This window comes from Acidovorax sp. GW458-11-26-14-TSB4 (assembly GCF_059423865.1).
In genome coordinates, this window is sequence record NZ_JBWKYR010000006.1 from 210842 (window position 1) to 222467 (window position 11626).

Below are 11626 nucleotides of genomic sequence, written 5' to 3' on the forward strand. Positions count from 1 at the left end.
TTCATGTCCTGCAACACCGACTGCCACCCCGGCAGTACCACCCCGCTGGCACCGGCCGGCGTCCCGACGCGCTTCGCCGAGATCGTGCGCGAGTACGGCCCCTTCAACGGATCGGAGCGCGTGCACGGCGTCACGCACGACGGCCAGCGCGTCTGGGCTGCCACCGATGCCGGCCTGGTCGCCTTCGACCCCGCCAACGGCGCCACCGCGCGCATGCTGAACCTGCCCTGCGATGCGGGCACGGCCTTCGACGGCACGCACCTGTACCAGATCGCCGAGTCGCGCATCGACAAGATCGACCCGGCCACGGGCGCCGTGGTGGCCTCCATCCCCGCGCCCGGCAAGGGCGCCGACTCGGGCCTCACCTGGGCCGAGGGCAGCCTGTGGGTGGGCCAGTACCGCGACCGCAAGATCCACCAGATCGACCCCGCCACCGGCGCCATCCGCCGCACCATCGAATCCAACGCCTTCGTGACCGGCGTGACCTGGGTCGATGGCGAGCTGTGGCACGGCACCTGGGAGGGCGACGCCAGCGACATACGCCGCATCGACCCGCAAAGCGGCGCCGTCATCGAGCGCCTGCAGATGCCCGCCGGCACAGGCGTGAGCGGGCTCGAATCCGATGGCGCCGACCTGTTCTATGCCGGTGGCGGCGGAGCCGGCAAGGTGCGCGCCGTGCGCCGGCCCAAGACGGCACGGGCCTGACGCCCTGCGGGTGACCAGCACCCGCCATCTCCTCCCCACCCAACGCCCTGTGCGCCATCCGCTTGCCCAGGTGGCGGTTGAAGCCGCCGCATGGGCGCCCCTGTTCGACAACACTTTCAAGGAGCACCGCATGACCGCTACCCACGCAACCCCCAAGCACCACCCCATCGTCCCGCGCAGCGACTGGCTCGCCGCACGCCAGGCTCTGCTGGCGCGAGAAAAAGAACTCTCGCACCAGCAGGACCAACTGGCCGCCGAGCGCCGCGCGCTGCCCTGGGTGCGGGTGGACAAGCCCTACACCTTCGACACCACCGCCGGCCCGCGCACCCTGGCCCAGCTGTTCGACGGCCGGCGCCAGTTGCTGGTGCAGCACTTCATGTTCGGCCCCGGGTGGGAGCAGGGCTGCCCCAGCTGTTCCTACATGGCCGACCACATCGACGGCATGAACATCCACCTGGCGAATCGCGACATCACTCTGGTGGTGGTGTCCCGCGCGCCACTCGATCAGATCGAGCGCTTTCGCCAGCGCATGGGCTGGCGCTTCCAGTGGGTGTCGTCTCTCGGCAGCGACTTCAACCACGACTATGGCGTGAGCTTCACCACCGAGCAGGTGGCGCGTGGCGAGGTGCCCTACAACTACACGGCGCAGCGCTTTCCGGCCGAAGAGGCGCCGGGCATCAGCGTGTTCTACAAGGAGCCGGGCGAGGTGAGCGAGGTGTTCCACACCTACTCCACCTACGGCCGCGGGGTGGAGGTGATGATGGGCACCTATCCCCTGATCGACCTGACCCCCGTGGGCCGCAACGAGCCCAACCCCGAGTACACCATGGACTGGGTGCGCCACCACGACCGCTACGAAGGCGCGGCACCCTTCCAGCCCGCGCCATCGCCGCTGGCGGCACCCGCACAGGCTTCGGGAGCCACGGCGGGCGGCTGCTGCCACGCCAAGGCCTGACGGGGGCGTCGCCATGGACGCACTGTGGCCCTGGCTTGCTATGGCGGGCATGGGCGCCCTGCATGGGTGCCTCGCCGCCACGCGCGGGGTGCATGCCCATGCCTTGCAGATGCTGCTGCCCCTGGCGGCCGGGCATGCGGCCGCCGTGGCCTGGGTGCTGGCGGGCGCGCTGGGCGGGCTGGCGCTGCCGCATGCCCTGGCCTGGGCGCTGTGCCTTGCCTTCATCGGGCTGGCGGCACGGCCATGGTGGCGACGGCATGCCGGCCTGGCGCTGGGCTGCTTTCTCGTCTCGCTCCTGCACGGTGCGGGGCTCGTGCTGGTGCCCGCGCTGGCGCCCTTGTGCCTGGGCGGCCCGGTACCGGGGCAGGGTGCTGCGTTGTCGGCCAGCCCCGTGCTGCTGGATGTGCTGGCCGCGATGGCTGCGCACCTGGCAGCCATGCTGGCGGTGGCGACGGCGGCCGGCACCGTGGCGGGCCTGGCCCGCCGGGGCGCGAGAGTCCGTCTGCGCACGATCTGCAGCGAGACCATGCACGGGCGCTGAGGGTCAGTGACCGCGCTCTGCGGCCCACAGCGCCTCGGGCGCCCGCATCGCCTCCGCCAGGTAGCCCACCATCGAGGCGATGCGGCCCGACACGGCCGACTGCTTGTAGTACACGGCGTTCACCGGCTTGGTCTTGAGAATGGTCACCTGGGGCAGCACCTGCACCAGCCGGCCCTCGGCAATGTCTTGCGCGGTCATGAAGTCCGACAGGCAGGCGATGCCCATGCCGTTGATGGCCAGTTCTCGGATCGTCTCGCCATTGCACGCCATCAGCGTCGGATCGATGTGCAAGGGCTCGCCGTTGCCGGCCAACACGGGCCAGACGTTCAGGGTCTCGGGCTGGGTGAAGCCGATGGTCTCGTGCCGCCGCAGGGCCTCGGCGTCCTCGGGCACCCCCTGGCGGGTGAGGTAGCGCGGGCTGGCCACCAGGCGCACACGGGTGTGCCCTAGCAGCCGGCTGTGCAGGGTGGAGTCCTTGAGCTCGCCAATGCGGATGGCCAGGTCCACCCGGCGCTCCAGCAGGTCGATGAAGCCTTCGTTGTTGTGCAGCACCAGCTCCACCTCGGGGTGCTGCGCGCGGTAGCCCGGCATCAGCGGCGCCAGCACATGCAGCATGAAGGGCGAGGCCGCGTCCACATGCAAGGGGCCGGACGCGCGGCCGCGCCGCTCCATGAGCCGGTCTTCGGCGATGCGCACCGATTCCAGGATGCGCCGGGCGTCCTTGGCATAGCCGCAGCCCTCGTCCGTGAGGTGCAGGCGGCGCGTCGTGCGCTGCAGCAGGGTGGTCTGCAGCTTGTCTTCCAGCCGGGCCAGCAGCCGGCTGGTGGTGGACACCGGCTGGCCCAGGTGCTCGGCGGCCGAGGTCAGCGACCCCGTGTCCACCACCGCGAGGAACACCTCCACCTCTTCGAGCGTTGCCTTCATATTCCTGAAATTGCGAAAAGTATTTTCTTGATTATCCACTTTACTGCAAAAGATTGCTTTCCCACAATCGCCCCATACGGGAAAACCCGCAAACCTCAAGACACCCATGCACGTCCAACCATCCTCCGCCGCCGAGCCCACGCCAGGCACATCACCCACATCCTCCGCCTGGCCGCTGGCCGCGCTTTCCATCGGCGCCTTCGGCATCGGCACCACCGAGTTCGGCCCCATGGGCATGCTGCTCGACATCGCCAAGGGCGTGGAGGTGTCCATCCCCTCTGCCGGCCTGTTGGTGTCCGCCTACGCCATCGGCGTGACCCTGGGCGCTCCGTTCATGACGCTGCTGCTCGGCCGCTGGCCGCGGCGCCGGGCACTGGTTCTGCTCATGGCCATCTTCACGCTGGGCAATTTGCTGTCGGCCATGGCGCCCGGCTATGCCAGCCTGATGGTGGCGCGCGTGGTCACCAGCCTCACGCACGGGGCCTTCTTCGGCATCGGTGCCGTGGTGGCGGCCAGCCTGGTGCCGCGCGAGAAGCAGGCGAGTGCGGTGGCCACCATGTTCCTGGGGCTCACCCTGGCCAACATCGGCGGCGTGCCGGCGGCCACCTGGCTGTCCGACAGCCTGGGCTGGCGCGCATCGTTTGCGGTGATCGCCACGCTGGGCGTGCTGGCCATGGCCGCGGTGCGGCTGGCCCTGCCGCCCGGCCAGACCCTGCAGGCGCCCATCGACATCCGCGGCGAGCTGCGCGTGCTGCGCCGGCCGGTCGTCGTCTACGGGCTGCTGACCACGGTGCTCAGCTCGGCCGCGATGTTCGCGCTGTACACCTACATCAACCCCGTGCTCAAGACTTTCGCTGGCGCCACGCCGGGCGAGATCACGGGCCTGCTCGCCCTGGTCGGCGTGGGCTTCACGGTCGGTAACACCGTGGGCGGCAAGCTGGCGGACCGCTCGGTGGACAAGACCCTGGTGGGCTTTCTGCTGCTGGTGGCCGCCAGCATGGTGGCCTTCCCGTGGCTGGCGACCAGCAAGCTGGGCGCGGCCATCGGCCTGGTGGTCTGGGGCACGGCTGCCTTCGCGCTGGTGCCCCCGGTGCAGATGAAGGTGATGCGCGCCGCGGCCGAGGCGCCCAGTCTGGCGTCGTCGATCAACATCGGCGCCTTCAACCTGGGCAATGCCATCGGGGCGGCTGCGGGCGCCATCGTGCTGAGCAGCGGCCTGGGTTACCAGAGCGTGATGCTGGCGGGGGCCGGCCTGGCCGCCCTGGCGCTGGCCCTGGTGGTGTGGTCGGCGCGCAGCCCGGCGGCCGCGCCCCGGCCGGTTGCCGAATGCGCTTGAGCTAACCCAGCCGGCGTTCTTGCCGCAGCTGCGTACCGATGCGTCGGATCTCCGCCTCGCCCTGCGCCAGCGCGGCCTGGCTGGTATGCACCGAGTAGCGGCCCATCACCAGATCGTGCGGGTGCTTCACGGCCGAACCCAGCACGAAGTGCGTATCGCCCCGGGCCGTGAAGTCGATGGCACCTGCCGATTCCTCGAACATGGCGAATTCTTCGGCAACCACGGCACCGCCCGGCGCATCCAGCGCGCCCGTCGCCACCGCCACCCAGGCCACGCTGTGGCCGGCGGGCGGCACATAGCGCCAATGCTCGCCATCGCGCAGTTGCACCGCCAGGTAGGTCATGGGAGAGGGCGCCTCGATGGGGCTGGTCGCGCCCCCGTGGCTGCCCAGCAGCACGCGCGCCGGGCCGGCCTGCGGCACCTCGTCTGCCGCCAGGTACTGGCTCAGCGCGGGCGCGTTCTCCAGCGCAGGGGGCAACGCCACCCACAGCTGAAAGCCCAGCGACGGTGCATTTCCCACCGGCGCGCCGGTGTGCCACACGCCATTGCCCGCGCGCATCCATTCCACGCTGCCGGCGTGTAGCTCGCCGCTTTTGCCGGTGGTGTCTTCGTACGACAAGTCGCCCGCGATCAGGTAGGTCAGCGTGGCAATGCCCGAATGCGGGTGCATGCCGAAGCCGCGGAATGCATCGGGCGAGTCCGACGCGAACAGGTCCAGGAACACGAAGGGCTTGATCCACTCGCCCACATCCCCAGGGCTCACCAGCCGGGTGATGGGCCCGTGCATGCTGCCGCGCGTGCGGTAGGCAATGGCACGGCTTGCATTGGTGACGGGTGCTTCGGCCAGTGCGGTGCTCATGCTGCCTCCCTGGCGGTCTTGAGGGCCTTGGCCCACCAGGCCATGTCGTCCAGCAGGCCCTTGGCCGACTGGGCCAGGTGCGGGTAATCGGCAAAGGCCTTGCCCTCGCGCCACAGGCCCAGAAACTCCACCATGCCGATGTGCACCGCATTGCGCACGGGCGCCATCTGTACCTCCGTGGCCACCAGGCGCAGCTGCTCCACGGCGCGCGCCGCACCCACGCCGCCATAGCCCACAAAGCCGATGGGCTTGCGCGCGAACTCCTTGTACGCATAGTCGAACGCATTCTTGAGCACGGCCGTGGGGCCGTGGTTGTATTCGGCGGTGATCACCACCAGGCCGTCGAGCGTGGTCAGCTTGGCCGCCCAGCGCTGCGCAGCCTCGTTCTTCACCGGCGCCCAGGCGGGCGACAGCGGTTCGTCGAAGAAGGGCATGGGGTAGTCGCGCAGGTCCACCAGCTCGGCCGTGAGGTCGGTGCGCTCGCCAGCGATGCCGTGGAACCACTGCGCGGGCTTGTCGGCAAAGCGACCCTCGCGCGTGGAGCCGATCACGATGCCGATATGGGGCAATTTCGAAATTGTCATGGGTGCTTTCCTTCCTGATGGGTTCGTTTAAGGCGCTCTGCGCCCCGATGCCATGAAGATTAGGGCGCACCCCATTGATTGACTAGATGGCACAATTTGATTTCACTCGTCCATATTTATGGTGAATTCATGGCATCGGACACGACCACCGCTTCAGCCGCGCTCGACCTCAACGACATCGCCCTGTTCGTGCAGGTGGTGCGCAGCGGCAGCTTTGCCGAGGCTGCGCGCCGCCTGGGCCAGCCGCCCAACACGGTGAGCCGGCGCGTGCAGCAGCTGGAGACGCAATTGGGCACCCGGCTCTTGCAGCGCTCCACGCGCAAGCTCACCCTCACCAGCGCGGGCGAAGCCTTCCACGGGCGCTGCGCGGGCGCGGTCGACGGCCTGCAGGAGGCCGGGCAGGAGCTGCGCCTGGGCAGCGGCGAGCCCACCGGCTCCGTGCGCGTGGCGGTGCCGGCGGATTTCTTCGACTTCTTTCCCATGGAATGGATCGCCGGCTTCCTGGCCGCGCACCCGCGTGTGCGGCTCGACTTCGTGCTCAGCGACGCCCGATCGGACCTGATCGCCGAGCGCATTGACGTGGCGTTTCGCGGCGGGGATGTGGGCGACTCGGGCTACGTGGGACGCCAGCTCTTTGCGGCCCGGGGCGACTGCCTGGTGGCCAGCCCGGCCTACCTGGCCGCACGCGGCATGCCCACCTCGCTGGCCGATCTGGCCGGACACGACGCCATCGTGGCCAGCCACGCGGGCAGCAACAGCGCGTGGCGCCTGGTGGGGCCCGATGGTGCCGTGCACGAGGTGCCGCACACCACCGGCCGCTTCGGCGCCAACACCGCCCAGGCCCTGCGCCGCGCTGCCGTGGCCGGCTTGGGCATTGCGCTGCTGCCTGCCGGCATGTCCCGGCTCGATGTACAGGCCGGCGTGCTCGTGCCCGTGCTGCCCCAGTACCAGCGCAAGGGCCAGGGGCTCACCGTGCTGTACCCCAGCCGCAGGCACCTGCCGTTGGCGGTGTCGGCCTTCATCGCGCTGGTGGTGGACAAGCTCAGTGAGTTGGAGAAGACGCCGGAAGGCCGGTGCTGAAGCGCAAGGCCTTTACCAAGCCGTTACCAGGCCGTTGGCACGTACCTGGTGCGCGCCGCCTTGTAGCGCTCGATTGCTTCCTGCAGCTGCGCCTGCTGCGGGCAGCCGCTGACACCACATCCGCTGCCCAGTGTGACCAGGCGTGCCTGTGCATTGTCGAGCTGGCCCTTCATCAGGTACAGCTCGCCCGAGTACGCGAGCGCGTTGCGGTGGCGTGGATCAGATGTTCACGTAAGCCTTTTGCGGCACGTCGTCTGCCCAGTTCTCATTGCGCAAAGTCCGCAAGGCCACCGCAAACAGACTCCCGCAGGTGGCCTGGTACAGGGATTTGAAGGCCGCGCGGTCCTGCAGCGCGACGCGCGCCATCAGCTCGGGCAAGTTGGCGTCTGTGGCAATGGGTGGGGCGGTCGGGTGTGCTGAAGCGCAGTGGTCCGTGCGCAGAATTCCAGCGCGGCCGAAGGGAGCAAACTGGGTGACGTCGGCCTGCAAGCGGGGCGGCCCGCCATCGCCCAGGCGTAAAAAAACCCGCACTCCGCGGGGGAGTGCGGGATCAATGGCGCTGTGTCTCTGCCCTCCCACCAGTCAGGGCAGCAGCAGGTGCGATGCCATCAGAAGTTGTGGCGCACCCCCATGGCAAAGGAGCTGAAGTCGTTGCCCGCGGCCGATACGCCGTAGTTGGCGGCCCGGTTGTTGTTGATGCGGGTGTAGTAGGTGTAGATCTTGGTGCGCTTGCTCAGGTGGTAGTTGTAGCCCAGCGTGTATTGGGTGGCAGCGCTGTCGTTCACGCGGGAGTAGTCGCCCGCGCGGCCCACGTTCACGTGAAACTCGGACACGTCCACGATGTAGGCCGCCGACAGGCGCACGTTGGTGCGGTTGCCGCCGTTGGCGATGTACGCGTTCTTGTCCCGTTGCACGTAGGCGCCCAGCACGAACGGGCCGGTCGAGTACGAGGCGCGCACGGCAAACTGGCTCTGGTCATCGAGCTTGGAGTAGCCGGCGCCCAGGCCCAGTGCGCCGATGGCGTAGTTGGCCGCCAGGTCGATGCTGTTCTTGCCCCCCGTGCCGTTGACCCTCTCGTGCATGGCCCAGCCAGCTTCGAACGTGGCGCCGCCAAAGCTGGGGGTGCGGTAGGCGATCTTGTTCACGTCGCGGGCAGGGTAGGCGTACAGTGCGTCTGCCGACGAGCCGGTGTCGTGGTTGTGGTTGCTGATGAAGTCCGCCGTGGCGTAGTACGACTCCGACGTGAAGTTGCCCAGGCGCACCATGCCGAAGCCGCCCGAGAGGTTCACCTCGCTCTGGCGTGCGAACACACCGCGCGAATCCGTGGCGCCGGTGCTGGAGTCAAAGCCGCTTTCCAGCTGGAAGCCCGCCTTCAGCCCGCCGCCCAGGTCTTCCTGGCCCTTGAAGCCGAAGCGGGAGGAGTTGTTGAACAGGCCGGTCCGGGATGCATCGCCGTCCTTCTGGTGCTCGACCGTGGTGTTGATGCGGCCGTACAAAGTCAGGCTGCTCTGGGCCAGGGCGGCAGAAGTACCCACCAGGGCCAATGCTGCAATAGCGCAGCGGTTCATCGTTTTCATGGGCAAAGATCCCTCCATCAAATTGTGTTTGATAACAAATGGTCACAAGCCGGAGATGGGGGTACCCATTTTCCGACCGTCGCTATAAGCAAATGGTGTGCCTACAGCGTTGTGGCGTTGCACAGCGCAACGGAGGGGGATGCTATGGGGCCAGGGCGCGGGCCGCCACGCGGGTAAATACCGCTGGTCCAAAGGGTTTGTTGCTGAAAACAACAGAAAGCGGAAGTTTTTGGCCGGATGTGCCGAAGATAGGGCTTTCTCAGGCGCGCGAAGCTGGTGGAGTCTTCGCGTCATGGTGGCGTCATCGATATGTTCTTGCGCCGATATGGCCTTTGGCAGGGCAGGCCGGTGGCTGCGCCGGCCGGGCAATCGGCGCAGAGGTGGGGTGCGGCTCCCCCTGGCCGGGAGCACCTGTCGGCCGGCTGGTGGGCGAGCCTGCCCAGACTACCAAGTCGTCGGCACGAACTTGTTGCCCGCTGCCTTGTAGCGGTCGATGGCAGCCTGCAGCTGCGCATGCTGCTGGCAGCCGGTGGCGCCACATTCGCCGGACAGGGCGGCCAGGCGCGATTGTGCCTTGCCGAGCTGGCCCTTCATCAGGTACAGCTCGCCCGAGTACTCCAGTGTGTTGCGGTGGCGCGGGTCGATGCGCAGGGCTTGGTCGTAGTGCTTGCCGGCCGCAACCAGGTCCGGCACCTTGCCGTGGCGCAGCGTGTAGCCCATGAGGTTGTGCCAGTCGGCGCTGCCCGTGGCGTTGACGCGCTTGAGTTCGTCAAGCGCTGCAGACCATTGCAGCGACCGGGTGAGGTAACGCGCCTGGGCCAGCGGATCTGCCACCGGCGCCTGCGCTGCCGGCTGGCTTGCGGGGCGGGTGGGGGCGGGTGCTGGCGGTGGCACCGGAGGCAGGTCGGCCGCCTGGGCGGTGGTGGCGGCCAACTGGATCAACAGGGCCGCGGCGGCGGACAGGGGCATCAGGGTGCGCGTGGTCGGGGTGGTCGTCGTCATGGCGTGTCGTCCCTTGGGTTGTTGGTGCCGCTGCGGTGCAGCGGCGCGCCAGCATGCCCCGCCCCGGGGCTTTGCGCAAGGCCTGAAGCCAGGGCTGCGCGTAACGACCTGTTTGTTCAACCGGGAATGCGGGCGATCACCTTGATCTCGAAGTCAAACCCCGCCAGCCAGTTGACGCCGACCGCCGTCCAGTTGGGGTAGGGCGCGCTCGGGAAGATCTCGTTCTTCACCGCCATCATGGTCTCGAACTGGCTTTGCGGATCGGTGTGGAAGGTGGTCACGTCCACAATGTCGTCCAGAGTGCAGCCGCCGGCCTTGAGGGTGGCCTGCAGGTTGGCGAAGGCCAGCCGCACCTGGGCCTCGAAGCCGGGCTCGGGCGATCCGTCGCCGCGGCTGCCGACCTGGCCGGAGACGAACAGCAGGTCGCCGGACTGGATGGCCGCCGAGTACCTGTGGTTGGCATACAGGTCATGGCGGTCGGCGGGAAAAACGGGCTTGCGTTGGCTCATTGGGGGCTCCATGGGTTGGTTGATGGAGCGACTGTAGTCCGGGGTATTGTTTGGATAAAGCGATCATCTCCTGCATCACTGTTTGTAAAATGAGGACAATCAGGAGGATCTCCCAGTGGACAGGTTTGACGGCATGCGGGCCTTTGTGCGGGTGGTCGAGTCGGGCAGCTTCACCAAGGCGGCCGACAACCTGGGCTGGAGCCGCACCACAGTGACCCAGCAGGTACAGCAGCTGGAGGCACGCGTGCAAGTCAAGCTTTTGCACCGCACGACGCGCCGGGTCAACGTCACCAACGACGGCGCGGTGTACTACGAGCGCGTGGTGCGCCTGCTGGCCGAGCTCGACGACATCGAAGGCAACCTGCCCGGCGCCCCCACGGTGCCGCGCGGCCTGCTGCGGGTGGACGTGCCCAGCCCGCTGGCCAACATCCTCCTGGTGCCGGCGCTGCCAGCGTTCTACGCGCGCTACCCCGACATCCAGCTCGACATGGGCGCCAGCGACCGCAAGGTCGACCTGATCGGCGACAACGTGGACTGCGTGGTGCGCGGCGGCACCATCAAGGACCAGGGCCTCGTTGCGCGCCATGTGGGTGACCTGCAGTTGGGCGTGTACGCCGCGCCCGCCTACCTGGCGCAAACGGGCACGCCCGCGCACCCCGAGGAACTGCGCGATCCACGCCATCGCATCGTGCGCTACCGCTGGGATGGGGACCTGCCTTACGCCATGCGCAGGGGGCGCGAGACGGCCAAGGTCGGAGGGCGCTACGCGCTCGCCATCGACGACGGCAACGCCTACCTCACTGCCGGGCTGTCAGGCCTGGGCGCGCTGTGGCTGCCCCACTACATGGCCAGGCAGCATGTCGCCAGCGGCGCGCTGGTGCCGCTGTTTACCGACTGGCGCATCGATGCCATGCCGATGTACGTGGCCTACCCGCCCAACCGCTATGTGAGCAAGCAGCTGCGCGTGTTCATCGACTGGATCGTGGAGCTGATGGCGGTGCATGCGCCGCGCCAGCGGGCGCCATCGCCGCTGGCTTGACCGACTGCCGATGCAGGGAGCTTCACCCGCTGCGCGCGGTGCCTGCGGCGCGCTGTTGCTGGCAGATGTTGGTTCCAACCTGGGTCAAATTGAGATGACCCCCAAACCATTCCAGCCATGACAGGTGGACGAGGTCTTCGATGGCTGCATCGGCGATTTCGCTGGCCCGCCTCGCCCGCAAAAGATCGGCAATGAACGGCAGCTCCAGTCGAAGGGCATTTTGTCGGGCCAGTGAAAGCGGCGAATGGGGCATGGATTCTCTCGTCAGTTGCCAATGGAAGAACTGCGTCCGCATTGCGTGGCTGGATTTCCCAGCCACTGGCAGCCATCTTGGCCTACTTCCGTGAATTTGGGGCGTAACCCCAGGAATAATTTCGCTGGCGGGAGATCTTGAACAGGTTCCAAGCTCCTGCAAGGCCTTGGCAGTGGACACTTTGTCCAGCGCTGGCGGGTCCGCGAGGGCTTTCTGCGGGCTAGGGCCTTCCCTTCGGGTTGCCCTGCCTGGGGGCCGTCTG

General features: G+C 68.0%; 15 protein-coding genes. 6 read left to right on the forward strand and 9 right to left on the reverse strand.

Features of this window, described 5'->3' with window-relative positions; translation table 11 throughout:
* The first annotated feature begins 3 nt into the window (after positions 1–3).
* The 3 genes from AC07X5_RS15245 to AC07X5_RS15255 all read left to right on the forward strand — a co-directional run bounded on the left by AC07X5_RS15245 (position 4) and on the right by AC07X5_RS15255 (position 2201).
* Complete coding sequence (locus AC07X5_RS15245; RefSeq protein ID WP_494770839.1) at positions 4–705, forward strand: Vgb family protein; 702 nt, start codon at positions 4–6, stop codon at positions 703–705.
* Positions 706–835: 130 nt separating this feature from the next.
* On the forward strand, positions 836–1660 hold the full coding sequence (locus AC07X5_RS15250) for a DUF899 domain-containing protein (protein WP_494770840.1): 825 nt from the start codon (positions 836–838) through the stop codon (positions 1658–1660).
* 13 nt (positions 1661–1673) lie between these two features.
* Positions 1674–2201 (forward strand): hypothetical protein, encoded by a 528-nt coding sequence (locus AC07X5_RS15255; protein ID WP_494770841.1) that lies wholly within the window; start codon positions 1674–1676, stop codon positions 2199–2201.
* Between the two features lie 3 nt (positions 2202–2204).
* Here the strand turns inward: AC07X5_RS15255 and AC07X5_RS15260 are convergent, their stop codons facing one another.
* The gene (locus AC07X5_RS15260) at positions 2205–3125 is read right to left on the reverse strand and encodes a LysR substrate-binding domain-containing protein (protein ID WP_494770842.1); all 921 of its coding nucleotides are present in this window, start codon (positions 3123–3125) and stop codon (positions 2205–2207) included.
* A 106-nt stretch (positions 3126–3231) separates the two neighbouring features.
* Between AC07X5_RS15260 and AC07X5_RS15265 the strand changes: the two genes are divergently transcribed.
* Positions 3232–4461, forward strand: coding sequence for an MFS transporter (locus AC07X5_RS15265; RefSeq protein WP_494770843.1), 1230 nt, complete (start codon positions 3232–3234; stop codon positions 4459–4461).
* 1 nt (position 4462) lies between these two features.
* Here the strand turns inward: AC07X5_RS15265 and AC07X5_RS15270 are convergent, their stop codons facing one another.
* Both AC07X5_RS15270 and AC07X5_RS15275 read right to left on the reverse strand, forming a co-directional pair.
* Entirely contained in the window at positions 4463–5320 is an 858-nt protein-coding gene (locus tag AC07X5_RS15270; protein ID WP_494770844.1) for a pirin family protein, read from the reverse strand.
* Positions 5317–5904, reverse strand: coding sequence for an NADPH-dependent FMN reductase (locus tag AC07X5_RS15275; protein WP_494770845.1), 588 nt, complete (start codon positions 5902–5904; stop codon positions 5317–5319). The genes AC07X5_RS15270 and AC07X5_RS15275 overlap by 4 nt, the downstream gene beginning before the upstream one ends.
* 129 nt (positions 5905–6033) lie before the next feature.
* Between AC07X5_RS15275 and AC07X5_RS15280 the strand changes: the two genes are divergently transcribed.
* Positions 6034–6984, forward strand: coding sequence for a LysR family transcriptional regulator (locus tag AC07X5_RS15280; RefSeq protein ID WP_494770846.1), 951 nt, complete (start codon positions 6034–6036; stop codon positions 6982–6984).
* 23 nt (positions 6985–7007) lie between these two features.
* Here the strand turns inward: AC07X5_RS15280 and AC07X5_RS15285 are convergent, their stop codons facing one another.
* From AC07X5_RS15285 to AC07X5_RS15305, 5 genes are all read right to left on the reverse strand, one after another.
* The gene (locus AC07X5_RS15285; protein WP_494770847.1) at positions 7008–7157 is read right to left on the reverse strand and encodes a hypothetical protein; all 150 of its coding nucleotides are present in this window, start codon (positions 7155–7157) and stop codon (positions 7008–7010) included.
* Between the two features lie 46 nt (positions 7158–7203).
* Complete coding sequence (locus tag AC07X5_RS15290) at positions 7204–7473, reverse strand: hypothetical protein (RefSeq protein WP_494770848.1); 270 nt, start codon at positions 7471–7473, stop codon at positions 7204–7206.
* A gap of 119 nt (positions 7474–7592) precedes the next feature.
* Positions 7593–8561 carry a porin gene (locus AC07X5_RS15295; RefSeq protein ID WP_409958019.1) on the reverse strand — a complete coding sequence of 323 codons (969 nt, stop codon included), beginning with the start codon at positions 8559–8561 and terminating at the stop codon, positions 7593–7595.
* Positions 8562–9005: 444 nt separating this feature from the next.
* Entirely contained in the window at positions 9006–9563 is a 558-nt protein-coding gene (locus AC07X5_RS15300; RefSeq protein WP_494770849.1) for a tetratricopeptide repeat protein, read from the reverse strand.
* Positions 9564–9679: 116 nt separating this feature from the next.
* Positions 9680–10072, reverse strand: a complete 393-nt coding sequence (locus AC07X5_RS15305) for a RidA family protein (RefSeq protein ID WP_409958023.1) — start codon at positions 10070–10072, stop codon at positions 9680–9682.
* A 115-nt stretch (positions 10073–10187) separates the two neighbouring features.
* Here AC07X5_RS15305 and AC07X5_RS15310 point away from each other — a divergent pair, with 115 nt between their 5' ends.
* Positions 10188–11111 carry a LysR family transcriptional regulator gene (locus AC07X5_RS15310; protein WP_494770850.1) on the forward strand — a complete coding sequence of 308 codons (924 nt, stop codon included), beginning with the start codon at positions 10188–10190 and terminating at the stop codon, positions 11109–11111.
* 22 nt (positions 11112–11133) lie between these two features.
* Here the strand turns inward: AC07X5_RS15310 and AC07X5_RS15315 are convergent, their stop codons facing one another.
* Positions 11134–11364, reverse strand: coding sequence for a hypothetical protein (locus AC07X5_RS15315; protein WP_409958027.1), 231 nt, complete (start codon positions 11362–11364; stop codon positions 11134–11136).
* Positions 11365–11626: the final 262 nt, after the last annotated feature.